Origin of the sequence: Pseudomonas laurylsulfatiphila (assembly GCF_002934665.1) — a bacterium.
GTDB classification, from domain to species: Bacteria; Pseudomonadota; Gammaproteobacteria; order Pseudomonadales; family Pseudomonadaceae; genus Aquipseudomonas; species Aquipseudomonas laurylsulfatiphila.
Genome location: NZ_NIRS01000006.1, coordinates 420999 through 441186 on the forward strand (window position 1 = coordinate 420999; position 20188 = coordinate 441186).

12 protein-coding genes and 2 pseudogenes are annotated in these 20188 nt (G+C 60.7%); 6 read left to right on the plus strand and 8 right to left on the minus strand.

The features are described from left to right. Positions 1 to 73 precede the first annotated feature (73 nt). The 4 genes from CD175_RS24205 to CD175_RS24220 form a co-directional block, all read right to left on the minus strand. Positions 74 to 571, minus strand: a complete 498-nt coding sequence (locus CD175_RS24205; RefSeq protein WP_104450733.1) for a GNAT family N-acetyltransferase — start codon at positions 569 to 571, stop codon at positions 74 to 76. Between the two features lie 2 nt (positions 572 to 573). Next, positions 574 to 1212 carry a LysE family translocator gene (locus tag CD175_RS24210; protein WP_104450734.1) on the minus strand — a complete coding sequence of 213 codons (639 nt, stop codon included), beginning with the start codon at positions 1210 to 1212 and terminating at the stop codon, positions 574 to 576. 23 nt (positions 1213 to 1235) lie between these two features. After that, entirely contained in the window at positions 1236 to 1670 is a 435-nt protein-coding gene (locus CD175_RS24215) for an NUDIX hydrolase (protein WP_104450735.1), read from the minus strand. A 102-nt stretch (positions 1671 to 1772) separates the two neighbouring features. Then, positions 1773 to 2594 (minus strand): carbon-nitrogen hydrolase family protein, encoded by an 822-nt coding sequence (locus CD175_RS24220; RefSeq protein ID WP_104450736.1) that lies wholly within the window; start codon positions 2592 to 2594, stop codon positions 1773 to 1775. A 124-nt stretch (positions 2595 to 2718) separates the two neighbouring features. On the opposite strand from CD175_RS24220, the gene CD175_RS24225 reads away from it, so the two are divergent. Together CD175_RS24225 and CD175_RS24230 are read left to right on the plus strand one after the other, a co-directional pair. Beyond that, a complete protein-coding gene (locus tag CD175_RS24225; protein ID WP_104450737.1) occupies positions 2719 to 3519 on the plus strand; it encodes a helix-turn-helix transcriptional regulator in 801 nt (266 codons plus the stop codon). Positions 3520 to 3610: 91 nt separating this feature from the next. Then, positions 3611 to 5230, plus strand: a complete 1620-nt coding sequence (locus CD175_RS24230) for an FMN-binding glutamate synthase family protein (protein ID WP_104450738.1) — start codon at positions 3611 to 3613, stop codon at positions 5228 to 5230. Positions 5231 to 5279: 49 nt separating this feature from the next. On the opposite strand, the gene CD175_RS24235 is transcribed toward CD175_RS24230, so the two are convergent. The 3 genes from CD175_RS24235 to CD175_RS24245 are packed head-to-tail and all read right to left on the minus strand — an operon-like array spanning position 5280 to position 8102. Then, on the minus strand, positions 5280 to 6788 hold the full coding sequence (locus CD175_RS24235) for a glucosyltransferase domain-containing protein (RefSeq protein ID WP_104450739.1): 1509 nt from the start codon (positions 6786 to 6788) through the stop codon (positions 5280 to 5282). A gap of 1 nt (position 6789) precedes the next feature. Continuing rightward, complete coding sequence (locus CD175_RS24240; RefSeq protein WP_104450740.1) at positions 6790 to 7731, minus strand: glycosyltransferase family 2 protein; 942 nt, start codon at positions 7729 to 7731, stop codon at positions 6790 to 6792. Beyond that, positions 7728 to 8102 carry a GtrA family protein gene (locus CD175_RS24245; RefSeq protein ID WP_104450741.1) on the minus strand — a complete coding sequence of 125 codons (375 nt, stop codon included), beginning with the start codon at positions 8100 to 8102 and terminating at the stop codon, positions 7728 to 7730. Before CD175_RS24245 ends, CD175_RS24240 begins: the two co-directional genes overlap by 4 nt. A 245-nt stretch (positions 8103 to 8347) precedes the next feature. Here CD175_RS24245 and CD175_RS24250 point away from each other — a divergent pair, with 245 nt between their 5' ends. Continuing rightward, positions 8348 to 9508 (plus strand): OpgC family protein, encoded by a 1161-nt coding sequence (locus CD175_RS24250; RefSeq protein WP_104450742.1) that lies wholly within the window; start codon positions 8348 to 8350, stop codon positions 9506 to 9508. An 89-nt stretch (positions 9509 to 9597) separates the two neighbouring features. On the opposite strand, the gene CD175_RS24255 is transcribed toward CD175_RS24250, so the two are convergent. Next, entirely contained in the window at positions 9598 to 11019 is a 1422-nt protein-coding gene (locus tag CD175_RS24255; RefSeq protein ID WP_104450743.1) for an amino acid permease, read from the minus strand. A 463-nt stretch (positions 11020 to 11482) separates the two neighbouring features. Between CD175_RS24255 and CD175_RS31800 the strand changes: the two are divergent. The 3 genes and pseudogenes from CD175_RS31800 to CD175_RS24270 all read left to right on the plus strand — a co-directional run bounded on the left by CD175_RS31800 (position 11483) and on the right by CD175_RS24270 (position 20181). Continuing rightward, positions 11483 to 11941, plus strand: a pseudogene (locus tag CD175_RS31800) (REP-associated tyrosine transposase). A 285-nt stretch (positions 11942 to 12226) separates the two neighbouring features. Beyond that, complete coding sequence (locus tag CD175_RS24265; RefSeq protein ID WP_104450745.1) at positions 12227 to 15349, plus strand: transglycosylase domain-containing protein; 3123 nt, start codon at positions 12227 to 12229, stop codon at positions 15347 to 15349. Between the two features lie 171 nt (positions 15350 to 15520). Further along, a pseudogene (locus CD175_RS24270) lies at positions 15521 to 20181 on the plus strand (dermonecrotic toxin domain-containing protein). Positions 20182 to 20188 lie beyond the last annotated feature (7 nt).

Here is a 20188-nt window from a genome sequence, read left to right on the forward strand (position 1 = left end):
TCTGCTGATGAAAGTGTGACTGACCAATCGCCATCGCGAGCAGGCTCGCTCCCACAGGGGATCTGCGGCGACTTCAGAGTTCGCGCCACATGTGGATCTTGTCGAAGTAGTCCTCCCCCACCCGCACGGCCATCGGTTCCAGGCCGAACTGGACGAAACCGCAGCGCCGGTAGAGGTTGAACGCGGCATCGTTGCCGGCGGTGACGGTCAACTGGATCAGGCGCAAACCTCCATGGTGCTGCGCCTCGGTCAGTGCCGCCTGAACCAGTTGATAGCCGAGCCCGCGCAGGCGAACCGTTGGCGAGACGTACATGCCAAACAGCGTCACCTTGTGCCGGGCCTTTTCCCGAGGCTCGAACGCGAGGCCGACAATGCCGGCCAACCGGCCGTCCTCGAACGCCCCAAGCACCACGTCCAGCTTGCTCGTCAGGCGCGACTCCCACCAGCCCAGCGGCATCGCCGCCCGCTCGCGCACACTCGAGGTAAAGGCCTGCGGGTGCAGATCGTAGGCTTCGAGCATCAGCGCCCGATAGTCCAGGGCATGGCTGGCATCCAGTCGCTCGATCCACATGCTCACGCCATCCGTTTTTGCTCAAGCATCAGCCGCAGCGCCAGTGCCGACAATACGAAACCCATGAAATAGCGCTGCATCGCCAGCCAGGTGGGATTGTTGACGAACCACGAGGCGATACCCGCGGCAAACATGGCGATCAGCAGGTTGACGCAGAAACTGACGCTGATCTGGGTCAGGCCGAGGATGATGCTCTGGCTGAACACCGAACCGTGCTCCGGCGTGATGAACTGCGGAAACACCGACAGATAGAACACCGCGATTTTCGGGTTCAGGGCACTGGTCAGAAAGCCCATGGTAATCAGCTTGCGCGACGAATCCGGGGGCAACTGCTGGGCCTCGAACGGCGAGCGCGCACCGGGTTTGACCGCCTGCCAGGCCAGCCACAACAGGTACAGCGCACCGGCCCACTTCAACACCTCATAGGCCATCGGCACCGCCAGGAACACGGCGGTCAAACCGGCGGCCGCAGCAAACAGGTGCACGAAAAAACCCGCGACCACGCCGAACAAGGAGATCACCCCGGCCTTGCGCCCCTGGCAGATCGAACGGGAGATCAGGTAGATCATGTTCGGCCCCGGCGTCAGTACCATCAACAACGCGGCAGCAGCAAAAATCAGCAGGTCTTGAAGCGGGATCATGGGCGAGGTCCTTTGCGTGATGATCAGGCGATCGCGGTCAGCGATGCTCGATAAAACGGCAGGATCAGGTCCCGTGTCAATGGCGCCAGAACGATACCACCCTCGGTGGCCGGGTCGATCCAGATCACCTCTTCGATCTCCGCCGCCGGAGTGACATCCGAATCAATGTTCAGTTGAAAGAGCTCGGCGTGTACGACAAAACCCGGCTCGTTGGCCGCCGGTGCCGAGAAGGGACCGAGGTAAACGGCCTGCGCCGGGTCGATGTCCAGACCCAGTTCTTCCTCCAGCTCCCGGGCCAGCGCATGAACCGGCAGCTCGTGAGGCTCGATCTTGCCGCCCGGCTGCATGAACGCCGTGGTACCGCGTTTGCGCACCAGCAACGTGCGGCCGTCAGGACCAATCAGCAGGGCTGCGGCGATGCGGATGGTCCGGGAGGCAGCTATGGAAAACGTCGTCATAAACAGAAGGCCTTTGACTCAAAAGCGGCAAGGATCACATGTCCGCCAGCTGAGATCAAAAGCCTCGTGTAGGAGCTGCCGCAGGCTGCGATCTTTTGATTTTCAGCCCTTGGGAATCAGCAGCTCGCGCAATCCAGATGCATGCTCAACCACCTCCCCAGGCAACTTCAGCCGCTGATCATCCAGGTACCGATAATCCTGACGCGCCGCCGTCAACCGCTTCAGGTCCAGCTCAACGACAAACTGCCCTTCCTCGCGCCCGGCCTCGAACAGCAGCGTGCCCAGCGGATCAACCAGCGCACTGCCGCCGGCAAACAACAAACCGCCATCCCCCTCTTCCACCCGGTTGACCATCAGCGCAAACGCCTGGTTTTCCTGGGCGCGGGCCATGATGGCGGTGCGGTGGGTCGGGCCATAGGGGTCCATGTTGCCGTTGGTGACGATCAACAGCTCGGCGCCCAGTTGCGCCAGGGCGCGGGCGCTTTCGGGGAATTCGATGTCGTAGCAAATCAGTAGGCCCACGCGCACGCCGTTCCACAGGCAAGTGGCGTAGCGATCACCCGCCTCGTACACACCGCGATCCGAGGCCCACAGGTGGGTCTTGCGGTACTTCAGCGCGATGCCTTCAGGGGTGATCAACAGCGTGGTGTTGTAGAAGCGACCGTCGTCGTTCTCGGCCATGCCGATGGCCACGGCGATATTGCGCTCGCGGACGGCGGCGATTACCGCGCTGACGGACGGACCATCCAGCGGTTCGGCGACATCGGCCACGGACTCCGCCGAAGGGAAGCCCATCAAATGGCCTTCAGGGAACATGATCAGCTGCGTGTCGGCTGCGCACGCGGCGATGGCCGCCAGGGTGCGTTCGAGGTTGTAGGCCGTGTCGTTGTCACGGCCTGCCAATTGGGCGAGTTCGACCTTCATGGGTATTCCTTGTTATGGGCCGGGCGGCAGAAAGATTGCCCGGTCGGTGTCTGTGCGCCAGTATGCGCAGCAAGCAACCGGGCGGGGAATCACGCCGCTGGGGTAACACGATAGGGGTAGATGCATGACACTCTCGTTGGACGACATCGCCTGGCACCGCTCGGTGGGGCAGCTGATCGACGCCCTGGACAAGCCCAATTTCTGGACCCAGCTTGTCCGGTTGTTGGATCAGTACGTGTCCTTCGACAGCTGGGTGGCCCTGCTTTTCAGCGCCGATCAGCGTCCACAGGTGTTCGCCGAATGCCCGGGCGAGGACGGCAGCCCCGACCAGTTGTTCCAGGATTACCTGCGTGGCCTCTACCTGCTCGACCCCTTCTACATCGCCTGCCGCGAGCAGTCGCGCAGCGGGCTGTATCGTCTGTCGGAAGTGGCCCCGGAACACTTCGAGCTGACCGAGTATTACCAGCGCTACTTTCGTCTGAATGTGGTGGCCGACGAAATCCAGTTCAATTGTCAGCTCGAAGGCGACCGCACGCTGTGCCTGTCCCTGGGCAGCACTCAGCGCTTCAGCGGCCAGCAGATCGCCTTGTTGTCGTTGATCCAGCCATGGGTGCTCGGCCTGTTACGCCAGCGTCTACCCTATGAAATCAACGAAGCGGTGGCCCTCGCTCCCGCACCGCCGCAAGCCGACTGGCGGGTGCAACTGGAGGCCTCGGTGCAGCAGCTCAAGGGCGCGCAATTGACGGCCCGGGAGCTGGATGTCGGGCGCTTGATGCTCAGCGGTTGCTCCAGTAAAGAAATCGCCCGTAAGCTGGAAATCTCCGTCGAAACCGTGAAAGTCCACAAGAAACACATGTACAGCAAGTTGGGGATCAAGTCCCAGTCCGAGCTGTTTTCGATTTTTCTCCAGGCACAAAATGCCTGAAAAGATCGCAGCCTTCGGCAGCTCCTACATGGATCGCATTCCCCTGTAGGAGCTGCCGAAGGCTGCGATCTTTAAAACCCAAGGAAACCGTATGAGCCTGTCACTCCTGAGCCGCTACGCCTTCTTTGCCGTCTGCGTGATCTTCACCCTCGCCAGCCTGCCCTTTCTTGACTATGACTGGCTCTGGCCGATCACCGCCGTCACCGGCGTCCTCAGCCTGATCGGCCTGTTCGATCTGCTGCAAAGCCCGCACGCGGTGCGGCGCAATTATCCGATCCTCGGCAATATCCGCTACCTGGTCGAAGGCATCCGCCCGGAAATCCGCCAGTACCTGCTCGAATCCGACAGCGACGCCCTCCCCTTCTCCCGGGCCCAGCGCTCGCTGGTTTATTCCCGGGCCAAGAACGAAACCGCCGACAAACCCTTCGGCACCCTGATCGACGTGTATCAGTCGGGTTTCGAGTTCATCGGCCACTCCATGCGCCCGGCACCGTTGAGCGACCCGAGCAGTTTCCGCGTCACCGTCGGCGGCCCGCAGTGCACCCAGCCGTATTCGGCGTCGGTGTTCAATATCTCGGCCATGAGTTTCGGTTCCCTCAGCGCCAACGCCATCCGCGCGTTGAATCAGGGCGCCAAGCTCGGCAATTTCGCCCATGACACCGGCGAAGGCAGTATCAGCCCCTATCATCGGGAACACGGCGGTGACCTGACCTGGGAACTGGGCAGCGGTTACTTCGGCTGCCGCACCAGCGACGGTCGCTTCGACCCGGAACGCTTCGCCGCGCAAGCCCGCACGCCACAGGTGCGGATGATCGAAATCAAGATGAGCCAGGGCGCCAAGCCCGGCCACGGCGGCATCCTGCCCAAGCACAAGGTCACCAAGGAAATCGCCGAAACCCGCGGCATCCTGATGGGCGAGGACTGCGTGTCACCCTCGCGCCACACGGCGTTTTCGACGCCGATCGAACTGATGCATTTCATCGCACAACTGCGTGAGTTGTCCGGCGGTAAACCGGTGGGCTTCAAGTTCTGCCTCGGCCATCCATGGGAGTTCATGGGCATCGCCAAGGCCATGCTGGAGACGGGCATCCTCCCGGACTTCATCGTGGTCGATGGCAAGGAAGGCGGCACCGGCGCCGCGCCCGTGGAGTTCACCGACCACATCGGCGTGCCGATGCGCGAGGGCCTGCTGTTCGTGCACAACACCCTGGTGGGCCTGAACCTGCGGGACAAAATCAAACTCGGCGCCAGCGGCAAGATCGTCAGCGCCTTCGACATCGCCAGCGTGCTGGCCATCGGTGCCGATTGGGCCAACTCGGCGCGCGGCTTCATGTTCGCCATCGGTTGCATCCAGTCACAGAGCTGCCACACCAACAAATGCCCAACCGGCGTCGCCACCCAGGATACCCTGCGCCAGCGCGCGCTGGTGGTGCCGGACAAGGCCCAGCGTGTGTTCAACTTCCACCGCAACACCCTCAAGGCCCTGGCGGAAATGCTCGCCGCCGCCGGCCTCGAGCATCCGTCGCAGTTGTCGGCCAAGCATCTGGTGCGACGCATGTCGGCGACCGAGATCAAGCTGTTCTCGCAGCTGCACGTGTTCCTCAAGCCGGGGGAATTGCTGACCGGCGAAGTGAACGGCGAGTTCTACTCGCGGATGTGGCAGATGGCCCGGGCCGACAGCTTCGAGCCCAACGATGTAGCCGCCGCCTGACCCACCCTGTAGGAGCTGCCGCAGGCTGCGATCTTTTGATCTTCGCCCGTCACCAACGCAACGTTTTGCTCGGGGCCGGCTCCTTCATCACGATAAAACCGTAATCACCAATCAGGTAAATCCGGTAGAACTGGCTGTCCACCAGCGCCGGATAGCCCTGATAGCCAACCCGCGTCGCGTTACGTCGCTCGCGCTCCGCCACCACATTGGTGATGCCCGCTTTCGGCAAGTTCTCGGCCAGCATGTAAAAGTCGATGTTGAGCAGGTAGTGCAGCACCGGCATCTGCTTGAACGAGCCTGCCGCTGCCACCAACCAATAGTCGGAGTAGGTCACCGTGAGGTAAATCCGCCTGGCCTCGCGCAGCGACTGATGGCTGGCGATGTCGTACGCAAGGCTGGCCAGCGCCGTGGACGCGAAGGTTTTCTGCACCGTCAGCACCCGGCCATAGGCGAACGACAAAGACAGCATGGCCAGCAGCGGAATGATCAACAACAGTGGCAGTCGCTCATGAATCGACGCCAGCGCCAGATGGCTCAAATAGCACAGCAACACCAGCAGCACGGCGAAGCCCATCAAGGTGCGGGCGCCCTCGTTGAAGTCGCGGAAAAACAGCGCGACACCGGACACCAATAGCGTCACCACCGGCAATGTCAGCAAGCACATCACGCCGATCAAGACCTTCTTCGGCCCGTCGTCCTGACGCGCCGCCACGTTCAGACCCAGCCGCACCGCCCCGGCTATCGCCAACAACAGCAACCCGCCGAACACCCAGAGCCATCCGCCATTGAACAGCAGCACGACTTTCTCCAGGACCCGGGCAATGTTGATCTGGATCTGCAATAAAGGATGCGCCGTCCAATCGAGCAGCAACGTGCGATTGGAGTCCATGAACGGATAAGCGCTGACGCTGTAGATCAACCCGCCGAGGACGACCTGGGCGGCTTTCCAGCCCAGCAGGTCGCGCCATGGCACCGGGGCGGCTTTATCGTTGGCAGCCCTGAGCAATTCCAGGCAACACAGGCCCAAGAACACATTCAGGCTGATCTGATACAACCCCAGCGCCAGTGCAATCAGAAACGAGGGCACCAGCCATTGCACGCTGCGCCACGGGTGACGAAAGGTGATCGCGTAGATCACCGCCACCAGGCTCAGGGCCGTGGCGGGACCGTCGTATTGATAGGACAGGTTCTGCAGGAAGAACGGGTTGTACCAGAGCGGCAACAGCACCAGGCAGCAAGCGACGGTCGGCTGGCGAAAATAATGGAAGGTCAGGCTGGTCAGCGCGGCCGCCATGGCCAGCGTGGCGATCAACAGGGGCAAGGGAAAGATGTTCGGCGCGGCATGGCTGAAGGTCAGCACGTTGTAGAACAGTTGGGCGAAGAGTCGGCCCTGTTCGGACCAGGCCATGCCCGCCGCCAGCGAGCGCCAGTTGTCGTCGATGTAGGGATAGTCCGCGAGGATCAACGGCAGGACATACACCAGGGTGGCGAGCAGAAAAAACCGCCAGACCTGATGCCGGCTGAGCTCGCGAACGAAAAAGTCGCTGAACCGGCCCATGCTAGTGCCCGCCCCGGTCTTTGCCGCCGACGATGTCCTTGATCACATAACGCGGCCGGTGCTTGGCCTCGATATAGATGCGACCGATGTACTCGCCGAGGATGCCGATGCCGATCAGTTGAACGCCGCCGAGAAACAGGATCGCGGTCATCAGCGACGGATACCCGGGGACGTTGTTGCCGAAGAAAATCTTGTCCAGCACCATGTACACCGCGTAAAGCACCGCGAAAACCGACACCGCGCCACCAACGTAAGTCCACAAGCGCAGCGGCACGGTGCTGAACGAGGTCACGCCTTCCAGGGCCAGGTTCCACAGCTTCCAGCCATTGAACTTGCTGCTCCCCGCCACCCGCCCGGCCCGCTCGTACTCCACCACCACGGTGTTGAACCCGGCCCACGACAACACGCCTTTCATGAACAACTGATGCTCGGGCAGGGAACGGATCACGTCGACCACCTTGCGATCCATCAGCCGGAAGTCCCCGACGTTTTCCTCGATCCGGGTGTAGGCGATGCGATTGAGCACGTGGTAGAAAATCGACGCGCTGTGACGCCTGAGGTAGCCGTCGACGTCCCGATTGCGGCGTTTGGCGAGCACCACATCGGCGCCCTTCTGCCATTGCTCGACCAACAGCGGGATGACGCTGATCGGGTCCTGCAGGTCGACATCCATGGGAATCACGGCATCGCCGCTGGCGTGCTCCAGGCCGGCAAACAGGGCCGGTTCCTTGCCGAAGTTGCGCGAGAAATTGATCAACAGCACCTGCTCATCCGCCTCGGCCAGTGCCGTAGCCTGTTCGGCTGTGCGGTCGGAGCTGCCGTCGTTGATGAAGACGATTTCGACCTCGGCGTCGCCCAGCTTCAACTCGTGGCGCACCGCCTGGTAAAACAGGTTGATCGACTGCTCCTCGTTGAACACCGGGACGATGAGCGAGATTTTCATTGATCACGCTCGCGAAACACCACGTATTTGGCATATAGGAAGCCAAACACCAGGCTCAACGCGGAAAACAGCACGACGGTGAGCAAGCCATGCAGGCGCCACACATCACCCAGGTGACCGACGCCCAGGCTCAGTGTCCCCATGCCCAGAAGAAACAGCAGATAACCGGCGATCGAGGCACTGGCGGCAAAGGTAAATTGCGCGTTCATGTAGAAGGAAAACGACGCAGCCACGCAGAAGGCGCTCAGGTTGCTGATCGCCTGACTGAGGCCGGCCGCCACGCTCAACAGGAAAAAGATCTGCCAGTGAATCAGGGTGTTGGCGACCCCGATCACCGTGTAACTGGACAGCCCTTTCCACAACAGTCTCATGTGAGGCTCCCGCTTGAAGAACGTTGCACTTATGAGTATTTGAGCCTGTTTGCTGTCAGAAATCGCAGATTGACCGACCTTTCAGACCAGCGGTTGAGCCTTGGAGCAACGCCCGAGACATCCGGTAATATCCCGGTTTTGCAATTCACTGCGAATCACGCCACCCTGCGCGCCGCCGACTTGGCGCGCGGCCCTTTGCGCCCGCAGCCAATCCCATTTTCACTCGCTGATACGAGCCTGCTGTCATGACGTTAGCGCGCGATCACCGGATCGACTTTTTTCGTGGCCTGGCACTGATCTTCATCTTTTGGGATCACGTGCCCCACAACCCTTTGGGACAAATCACCCTGCGTAACTTCGGTTTCAGCGATGCGGCCGAGGTTTTCGTGTTTCTGGCCGGTTATGCGGCGGTGCTGGCGTACGGCAAAGTCCTGGCGCGCGAAGGCTTTCTGATCGCCTGCGTGAAAATCCTGCGCCGGGCGTGGGTGCTCTACGTGGTGCATATATTCCTGTTGGCGATGCTGATGGGCATCGTGTTTTTCGCCAACAGCCACGTGGAAACACGGGATCTGGTGGAGGAAATGGGCATGCACCACTTCATCAGCAATCCTCAGCAGGCCCTGATCGATGAACTGCTGTTGCGCTTCAAGCCGAACCTGATGGACCCGTTGCCGCTGTACATCGTGCTGCTGGCAGGCTTGCCCCTGGTGCTGCCGATACTGGTGCGCAAGGCCTGGGTGGTGGTCGCGATGTCAATGGCGCTGTACCTGATGGTGCCACTGGCGGGATGGAACCTGGCGGCCATCAAGGATGGCGTGTGGTATTTCAACCCAGTCGCCTGGCAGTTGCTGTTCGTGCTTGGCGGCGCCGCTGCGATTCACAGCCAGCGCCCGCGCCTGCCCGAAACCCGCCCATTAGTACGCCAGCCCTTGTTTGTGAGTGCGGCGCTGTATGTCGTGGTCGCCGGTATGTTGACCGTCCTGTGGCGTTGGCCGGACCTGCACGATGCCGTGGTACCGATGAGCCTGCAAAACGTCTTCTACCCCATCAGCAAGACCAACCTGTCCCCCGTGCGCCTGCTGCACTTCCTCGCACTGGCCTACGTTACGGCGAAACTGATTCCCGACAGCGGATGGACGCAAAACTGGCTGGCACAGCAAAGCTGCCGCATGGGCCGTTTCTCGCTGGAGATTTTCTGCCTGGGCGTGCTGCTGGCGCCCCTGGCGGACATGGTCAATGCCCTGACCGACGATGCGTTTGCCATGCAGATTTTCACGGCGCTGGTGGGTGCCGGGTTGATGGCGCTGCTGGCAACCTGGCTTGAGTTCAACAAGCGTTTGAACCAGACAATCAACAGATCGCAGCCTGCGGCAGCTCCTACAGAAGCAGACCGCGCGCTCCTGTAGGAGCTGCCGCAGGCTGCGATCTTTTGATCTTCAAAACCCAAAAGCCCCGATCATATCGACCGGGGCTTTTGTCTTTCAGGCATTACAACTTACGAAACCGAACGCACCGCCCCCTGCGACACATTGGTCGGTTGCAGCTTGAACACGTAGAACAACACCGTCAGCAGCACCAAAAACGCAGGCCCCACATACAACGCCACGCGGGTGTCCGGGAAGTACGCCATCAGGCCGACCACCAGCACCAGGAACGCCAGCGCCAGGTACGAACTGACCGGGTACAGCCACATGCGATATTTCAGGCCGGCCGCTTCGCTGGCGCTCAGGCCTTTGCGGAACTTGAGCTGGGCCAGCAGGATCATCACCCAGGTCCAGATCGCGCCGAAGGTGGCAATGGCCGTCACCCAGACAAACACCTTTTCCGGCACCAGATAGTTCAGCAGTACGCCCAACAGCAACGCGCCAATCGACAGCAGCAATGCACGACGCGGCACGCCGTTGCTCGAGGTCTTGGCAAAGCCGGCCGGGGCCTGGCCGTTCTGCGCCAGGCTGTAGAGCATGCGCCCGGTACTGAAGATGCCACCGTTGCAGGACGACAACGCTGCCGTGATCACCACGAAGTTGATGATACCCGCCGCAGTCTTGATGCCCAGACGCTCGAACGTCATCACGAACGGACTGCCCTGGGTGCCGATTTCATTCCACGGATAGATCGACAGGATCACGAACAACGCGCCAACGTAGAACAGCAGAATCCGCCAGAACACCGAGCCGATCGCGTTCGGAATGGTCTTCTGCGGGTTCTTCGCCTCACCGGCTGTCAGGCCGATCATCTCCACACCCAGGTAGGCGAACATCACCATTTGCAGGGACATCAACACGCCTTGCACGCCGTTGGGCATGAAGCCGCCGTGGGTCCACAGGTTGGAAATCCCCAGGGCCACGCCGTCGTTGCCGAAACCGAAGGCGATAATGCCGATACCACCGAACACCATCGCAATGATGGTGACGATCTTGATCAAGGCAAACCAGAACTCGAACTCACCGAAAGCCTTGACCGCGATCAGGTTGATCGAGCCCATGCTGATCAACGCAGCGAGCGCCCAGATCCAGCGCGGTACATCGGGAAACCAGATGCCCATGTACACCGCCACGGCGGTGATTTCCGCGACGCAGGTCACCAGCCACAGGAACCAGTAATTCCAGCCGGTCAGGAAGCCCGCCAACGGACCCAGGTAGTCTTGGGCGTAACGGCTGAACGAGCCGGCAACCGGGTTGTGCACGGCCATCTCGCCGAGGGCGCGCATGATCACCAGGATCGCCAGACCGCCGATGATGTAGGACAGCATGATGGCCGGGCCGGCCATTTCGATGGCCTTGGCCGAGCCCAGGAACAGGCCGACGCCGATACAGGCACCGAGTGCCATCAGGCGAATATGCCGCTCGCCGAGTTCACGTTTGAGCGGACCACCCTGAGCGGTCTCGCCTTGGGGCAGGTGATTGCCTACGGGCATGGGGAACAACCTCGTCTTGTTATTGGATATGACCACCGAGTGGCGAAGCGCAGGCCGATAAGCCATCGCTTCCCGAACCGGCCCTGCCTCGTGGGCAACGCCGTCCTGTAGGAAAAACCCGCAAGATCAGTGGGAAAAGCGGCGCCGAGTATTGCACAACAATGGTGCATCGTCATGCCCCTGCCAAAGCCTGGAAAGCTCTAACTCAGGTGTTTCAGACAGCTACCTACTGTGGCGAGGGAGCTTGCTCCCGCTCGGCTGCGCAGCAGGCGCAAAACCTGTAACTGCAGTTGCAGGGTGTGGGGCCGCTTCGCAGCCCAGCGGGAGCAAGCTCCCTCGCCACAACAGCGCTACCTGGATCCGAATTCCACAATGAGTTGGGAAATTTCACTCAGCCAATACAGGTTCAAGCAGGAAAACGAGGAGCTAGCGTACTTGGACAAAAGTTAAAGGACGCAACGGAATGCACCCACATCCAAACTCTCATCGACTGCGTTACGGACGGTACTCAGAACCAGGACGGGGCTATCTGATAACCGCAGTCGTGCATCAGCGCCGCCGAATATTCGCAAACTGGCAGGTTGGACGCCTTTTGGTTGAAGAACTCAGGCGAGCCGATGATCAAAAATAGGTCAATTCAATGGCTTGGGTCATCATGCCGGACCACTTCCACTGGTTAATCCAGCTTGAGCAGCAAACGCTGGCGCAACTCATGCAAGCCATCAAATCCCGGAGCACCCTCACCATCAACCGGGCATTGAACGAAAGCGGAGCCTTCTGGCAAACCGGCTACCACGACCGGGCCATTCGCGATGGAGAGGACCTTCTACCGTTCGCTCGCTACATTGTTGCTAATCCACTCAGGGCGGGGCTTGTGGATAAAATTGGCGACTACCCGCTCTGGGATGCGTGCTGGCTCTGAATAAAGCTCCCGATGTTTGCTCCTCTTTGTGGCGAGGGAGCTTGAAGGATCGCCGCACCGTCCCGCTCGACTGCGCAGCAGTCGTAAAACCAGAGAACCAGATCAACCGGACGAATCGCATTTATCAGGCTGGGGGCCGCTTCGCAGCCCAGCGGGAGCAAGCTCCCTCGCCACAGGAAACGGCAATAACCCGACATTTTGCCCTGCACATTTTTTTCACCCTCGCCAACCACCGTCTAAGCTTGAGTCAAGTCCGATCAATCTGCGTGAATGGATCAGTCGACTATGGGCGCATTGTGGCAAACCGATTCGAGTAAAACCGTGGTTCCGACTGAGAGTGTGGATGAAGCGCCTATACCTGAAAAACCCCGTCGTTCCAGGCACGGATGGGGAGCGTTCTGGCTATTGCTGTTGATTATCGCGATTGTCGTGGGGCTGGCCGCCATGAGGGAGATGCGCACCTCGAGGTTCCAGGCCCGGGAAGTCAGCAAATACGCCGCGTCACTGAACTATGAGCTCAAACCCGGCCCCAGCGATGCGATTCGCTATCCGGGCGACGGCCCGTTCGATCGGCGCCTGGGCTACAGCTCGCTGGATGAGTTCCTGCCACGCCTGATCAAGCGCAATTTCGTCGTTGAGGCGCAAACCCGCTTTTCTCCGGAACTGTTGAAGTACACCGACAAAGGCCTGTTCGTGCCTTATGCCGAGAAAATCCAGGCCGGGTTGTCGATCACCGATTGCCGCGCAGCGCCGCTGTACCAGTACAACTACCCGCAACAGCTTTACTCAACCTTTGCCTCGATCCCGCCGGTGGTGGTCAACAGCCTGCTGTTCATCGAGAACCGCTTCCTGCTCGACCCCAGGCAGCCGCTCGCCAACCCGGCGGTGGACTGGCCGCGGTTCGGCATGGCGGCGTGGTCCCAGTTGGCCAAGATGTTGCACGTGCCCGGCCAGTCCGCCGGTGGCAGTACCCTGGCCACGCAACTGGAGAAGTACCGGCATTCCCCCGATGGCTTGACGGTCAATGGCGCGGAAAAAATTCGCCAGATGATTTCAGCCACCGTACGCGCCTATCAGGCCGGGCCACAAACCCTGGAAGCGCGGCAGAACGTGGTTCGCGACTACCTCAACAGCGTGCCGTTGTCGGCCGTACCGGGCCACGGTGAAGTGCATGGCATGGCTGAGGGTTTGCGTGTGTGGTACGGCTCCGATTTCGATAGCGCCAACAAGGTACTGAACAGCACCGCGACGGATCCAAAGACCATGGCGGAAAAAGGCCTGGCCTTGCGTGAAGTGCTGTCGTTGATGATTGCGCAGCGCCGCCCGTCGCATTACCTGACCAAGGGCCATGATGAACTGGCCGACCTCACCGACAGCCATATTCGCCTGCTGGCGCAAAACCATGTGATCGACGCCGAGTTCGCCGCCGCCGCCCTGGCCAGCAAAGTGACCTACCGCGACTGGGCCACCCAGCCGACCATGCAACCGATCGAAACCAACAAGGGCATCAGCGTGGCGCGCAGCCGTCTGGCCGGCATGCTCAATCGTCCCCTGTATGACCTCGACCGCCTTGACCTCTCCGCCACCAGCACCCTGCAAGGCGAGTTGCAATCGGAGGCCACCGAGTACCTGAAAAAACTCGCCGACCCTGAGTTTGCCACGCAAATCGGCCTGATCGGCGAACGTCTGCTGACCACCACCAGCACCACCCAGGTGCGCTACAGCTTCACCTTGTTCGAACTGACGCCGGACGGCTCGCGGGTTAGGGTGCAGACCGACAGCACCGACCAGCCCTTCGACATCAACGAAGGCAGCAAACTGGAACTGGGTTCCACCGCGAAAATGCGCGTGCTGACCACCTACCTGCAAATCATCGCCGAACTGCACGACAAATACGCTGGCATGGCCGTGCCGGAACTGAAGAAAGTCGAGGTGCCGGATCAGGACCGCCTGAGCCGTTGGGCGGTTGATTACCTGGTCGAAAACAAGGACCGCGACCTGCAAAAAATGCTCGGCGCCGCCCTGGACCGCAAATACTCCGCCAGCCCCGGCGAGGCATTTTTCACCGGCGGCGGCCTGCATGTGTTCCACAACTTCCGCAAGGAAGACAACGGCCGGATACCGACCCTGCGCGACGCCCTTCGCGAGTCGATCAACCTGCCGTTCATTCGCCTGATGCGTGACCTGGTGCGCTACACCACCTACTCCGGCCCCAACAGCAGTGCCGAACTGCTCAAGGACGACCGCGACCCGCGGCGCCAGGAATACCTGGCTGAGTTCGCCGACCGCGAAGGCACTTCTTTCCTGCTCAAGTTCTGGAAGAAGTACAGGAACAAGGACACCCAGGAACGGCTCGAAACCTTCCTGGACGGCATGCGCCCGACGCCGATCCGCATGGCCGCCGTCCATCGCTACCTGCTGCCACACGCCAGCCAGGAAAGCTTCAACGCCTTCGTGCGCTCGCACCTGACGGGTGCCAAGCTCACGGAAAAACTCACTGACGAACGTCTCGTGCGGCTCTACGAAGCCTACGGTCCCGGCGCCTACGACTTGCCGGACCAGGGCTTCATCGCCAAGGTTCACCCGCTGGACCTGTGGATGATGGGCTACTTGCTCAATCACCCTGACGCCAAGTGGGCCGACGCCGTCAAGGCCAGCCAGTTCGAGCGCCAGGAGGTCTACAGCTGGCTGTTCAAAAGCCGGCACAAGGGCGCCCGTGACAGTCGCATCCGCACCATGCTGGAGATCGAGGCATTCCTCGACATTCACCAGCGCTGGCAGAAAGTCGGTTATCCGTTCGACCACCTGGTGCCGTCGCTGGCCACCGCCATCGGCAGCTCCGGTGACCGCCCGGCAGCCCTGGCCGAATTGATCGGCACCATCCTCAACGATGGCGTGCGCATGCCGACCCTGCGTATCGACAGCCTGCATTTCGCCGCGCACACACCCTATGAAACCCAACTGATCAATGACCCCGACGTCGGAAAACGGGTGATGCCATCCGAAGTCGCCACGGCCATGCGCGAAGCCCTTTCGCAAGTGGTGGATGCCGGTACGGCCAAACGCGTGGCTGGCAGTTTCAAACTGCCGGATGGAACCCCGCTGGCCATGGGCGGCAAGACCGGCACCGGTGACAACCGCATCGAGGCCATCGGTTCGGGCGGACGGATCCTGAGTTCCAAATCACTCAACCGCACGGCCACGTTCGTGTTCTACATCGGCGATAACCATTTCGGCACGCTGACGGCGTTCGTGCCGGGCCGCTCGGCGGAGAACTTTACCTTCACCTCGGCGTTGCCGGTGCAGGTGCTCAAGGGCATGGCGCCGATCCTGACGCCGTACCTGCAACCGGGTACCCACACGATGTGCCAGCCAAAGGCGACAACCGAGGCAACTGCCCACCGCTAGGCATGGATCGGCAGATACGCCCGCGTGGCTGTAACTATGTATTTTTCACTCCTGATTTTTACCGGGTTCGGGGCGCAATCGACGTCGTTCCGAACCGGTTTTTGCGCTTTTTTTGGGACTGCCGCCTGCCTAGTCTGATCGCTCCATCCATGATCAAAGGACGATCAGGCAATGCCCCACACACATCGAATTTCAGACCCGGATCAAAGCATCCACTTCGACCTCGTCAGGAAGGCCATCCCCTCCTGGCTATCAGAGGCTTCAATCCCCCGTATCAACGCACTGAAAACTGACCGGGTAAGCATTCCCGACTGGCAGGCTGACGCCGCAAAAGCGTTACAGGAGCGGTTGAAACAGAGCATCAAGCTCGGCTGGAACGCGCAAAACGATGTCGATAGAGTGTTCAGCAAACTGCAGGATGTCTACGCCTTCGCCAAACCCTTGTTGCAACAGGCACTGAAAGAACGTTTCGGCGTTGAAGATGACGTCGAAGAAACCTGGTTGCGGCTGTATGCACCGGCAGAAACGTCATGGTGGGTGCATGACTTTTCCGGCGGAACCACCAGCCGCACCGTCTCGCTGCTGGATGCCGCCCTGCACAATTTTTCCCGTGACGAGGCGTTCACCCAAGCCTCCGAATTCATCACCCGCCCCGACGCCCGCGGGCATTTCAGCGTGGTACAGCTCAAGCACAAGCTGAGTATCGAGCAGTTCAAGTCGCTGTGCCGCGAGCTGGATATCGGCAGCCGTTACCAACAACACCTGAGAGATTTTCTGCTGCCGCATAACCGGGTGGCCAGCAACGTCCTGCGCCATAAAGTCACCCTCAGTCACAAGGCCGCGCTCAACATCGCGGCGAACATGGCGCTGATGAAAAACGACATCGGGCAGGATGCCTTTGACCTGGTGCAGGGACTGCTCGATGACCGCAAGAACCTGCGCTGGAGGGGCCGCTCCGTCGACTGCTACAACCTGTCGATGATGGACATTCACCTGACCGGCATCGTGCTGATCACCCCTGATGCCAACACCGCGACCGATACCGTGCCCGTGATCGCCTATGTTCCCCATGACCCGCAGCACCCGCTCAAGCAGTACCCGTCGTCGCTCGAGTTCATGGCCGAACTGACACGCCAACTGCGCGATGCCGACGCCCCCGGCAGCTACCAAAAATTCTTCAGCCAGTTCGTGCCCCATCAGCAGCGCGGGCATTTTTTTGCCGGGTTGAACAACCGACTGAGCAAGGTCAAATGGCAACCGGCGCCGGCCGGCTCGAACTTGCCGAGCTGGCGGGAAACGCCGGTGGATAACCCCAACCTGCAATTTCACCTGTCGAGCGTCAGGAACGATCGGGACACTGTTTTCAACGGCGACCTGTGGGGCTACTTCCACCGACAAAAAATCAACAAGGTACTCAACGACGCACGGGACATCGCGATTTCCACCGAGTACGCCGACCGCATGGCCCGCTGGGCCTGGTGGGACAACCTGGAAAAAATGCTCTCGGACATTCTCAATGCCGCGTTGCTGGTGGTGACGCCGCTGGTGCCCGGCATGGGCGAATTGATGCTGGCCTATACCGCGTATCAACTGACCGACGAAGTGGTCGAAGGCCTCGTCGATCTGGCCGAAGGCCGCGTCGCCGAGGCTGGCGAGCAAGCCATCGGCGTGCTGGAAAGCGTTGTGCAACTGGGTGCGTTCGCCGCGGGAGGCGCGATTGGCAACGTCGCAAGGGCGCAACTCTCGCCGTTTTTCGAAAGCTTGAAACCGGTGCAGTTGGCGAACGGTGAGACCCGTCTGTGGAACCCTGACCTCAGCCCCTATCAACGAACCGACGTGAATTTACCCACGGACGCCCGGCCTGATGGACAGGGTCTTCACCAGCATCAGGGCCGGCGCATCCTGCCCCTGAACGATCAACACTTCGAAGTGCTGGAAGATCCGGTCACCGGACAACAGCGCATCCGCCATCCGCAGCGTTTCGATGCCTACGCACCGACCCTGCGCCACAATGGTCACGGGGCCTGGGTCTGCGAAACGGAAAACCCGCGCGAGTGGGAAGGCTCGACATTGATGCGGCGCCTCGGCCACAGCGTCGATGGTTTCGACGATGAACAACTGGAACAGATTCGCCAGATCAGCGGTACCCATGAAGCCGCACTGCGGCGGATGCACATGGACAGCTCGGCACCACCGCCATTGCTGAGCGATACCCTGCAACGCCTGGGCTCACCCGTGCCTGCCAGCACCCCGCTACCCGCCGACAGCGTTGCGCTGTTCAGCGAATTCCCCGACCTGCCCGACACGGTGGCGCAAGGCATTCTCGCCAACGCCAGCGCCGCGGAACGCCAACAGATCGAGCAGAAAAAGCGCCTGCCGCTGCGCCTGAAAAGCCAAGCGCGGGAACTGCAATTCGAGACGCAATCGGTGCGCGCCGCCCACGGTCTGTACGATGACGCGTTGATCAACATCGACACGGAACGCCTGGTGCTGGGCACCTTGCGCATCAACAGCGACACCTTCGGTGAGCTGCGCATCGAGATCAGGGAAGGCACATTCGACGGTGAACTGCGCTGCAGCGCCGGGCCCGAGAGCGCAGCGCGGGTCCGGGTGTTGATTCATGATGACGCGGGAAAATATGAGGTGCGTGACGGGTCGAATCAGCCAATCCATGCAGCGCAGGGCTTTTTCGAAGCCTTGCTGCAGGCGACCCAGCACAATGGGCAAAACGCGCTGGGCTTCAAGCCTGGGGACACCGAACGCCTCAGGCAGTGGGCCATGGTCAAGATCGAGCCTCTCGGCGAACGTCGAACGATACTCGCCGCACCGCCCATCCGCGCCGTGCCCGAGCATCAGACACTGCTGCTGGTGCGAGGCGCATTTACCAGCCGGGCCGGTGAAACCCTGCACGAGCGAATCCTCGACCTGCACAAGGATTTCAGTGACCGCGAAGTCGACGCCTTCGCCAACGCCCTGATCGCCCAAGGCGAGCCGATGCAAGCCATCGAGCAGCGGGAAAACGATCTCGATGAACTGCGCGTGATCCTCAATCGTTGGGAATACCAGCAGGAACCCACCTGGGGACCGGGCAGCACGGCTTTTCGTGATGAAGGCGGCCAACATATCGCCGAGAGCCTGCTCAACAGCTTCAAGCGAAAGTACAGCGATATCGGGCGCCGTGCCGATCCGGACAGCTACTCGCTGGATCTCTCCACCGAGATGCTGCCCCTGAATCTGGAAACCTGGTGGTCAAAGCGCCCCCCGGAGCTGCAAAAATTCCTCGACAAAATCACCGTCCTGAAACTCGGCAATACGCGGTTTTCCAGCGAGGCGAACGGCTTGCTCAAAGCCTTCCCGAACCTTCGCGAACTCAGCGCCAGGCGTTGCGACCTGACCAGCCTTCCACACAGCATCGGTTCCCTGCACCGACTGGAACGACTGCAACTGAGCGATAACGCGATCGTGTTGGATGCCGGCGCCGTCAAACAACTCAAGGACCTGACCTACCTGGAAATCCTCAGGCTCGACGGTAATCCACTGGGGTTATCACCAGAAATCAGCCGCATGCCGAGGCTGAAAGTCGTGGCCCTGAACAAAACCGGACTGACCACATGGCCCGAGGGCACGCTGGCGAAAACCAGACCACGCGGTTTCTTGCTGGACCTGCGGGAAAACCCCCTCGACTTGATTCCCGAAGTTGTCCCCGGCTCGGCAAAAGCCTGGGTGATCTCGCGCACCCTGCTGGATGTCGCGGATCTGTCGGAGCTGAATCAGTTGCAATACCAGCAAATCCGACGCTCAGTGAATTTGCCGCCGACGCCCCTCGAGGCATCCACCAGTCTGATAAATGTGGTCATCCACGCCACCGACCCGAACAACTGGACCGATGTGCCCGGCTGGGGAGTGGAGCGGACGGCAAACTGGCTTGAATTGACCGACGACCCGCAGGCCCATCGGTTCCTGACCGTGGTGCACGAAACGAAAAACTCTGCCGATTATCTCGTCGGCGGTGAACCCCGCAGGCAACTGATGCAACGGGTGGTACGCATGCTTGATGCCGTCTCGTCTACATCGACACCGCACTGCGGGAAAAGCTCTACACCATGGCAATCGCCCCGGTCGATTGCGCCGATGCAGGGGCGCAGTTATTCAACAACATGGGCATACAGGTGCTCGCATCCGAGGCTTACTCCTACTCCACGGACCCCGCGGAGCTGGAACGCAAACTGGTCACCCTGGCCCAAGGCGCCGCGCGACTGGAGCACGTCAACGAGATCGCCCGCGCCGATGTCGCCAGTCGTGGCGGCAACCCGGACGACGTCGAGGTCTATCTGGCTTATCAGACCGGTCTGGCGGATCGCTTGCAGCTGCCCTGGCAATCCGAAGGCATGCTGTTCAGGCCGGTATCCGGTGTCAGCGACGCCATGATCGATCAGGCCTACGACACAGTTCTGGCGTTGAGCGAAGGTGATGGCCTGGTGAACAAGATGCTTGAGCAGGCATTCTGGGAAACCTGGCTGGGTGAAACTTACCCGATTCAAATCGAGGCGAACAAACGGGAGTATCTGAACAAATACGAGTTGCTGGAAACCCTGCGATCCACCCAGCGCGAATGGGTCGAATCCACGCAATTGACGGACGTGGAACGAGCGGCACTGCGCAACAGGCTTAAAGATCTGGCCAACAAGCTGCCGGTCGCCGAGACGGTTGTCTTCGCCGATGAACCGATAAGCGAAGCGAACTTCGACCGGTTCCTCGTCGATCTGGGGGACGGCGAAAAAGAACTGTCCAGGCGTTTGACGCGCGCGGCGTTGAGCAGGGCCGGGTTGTAATAGCGGC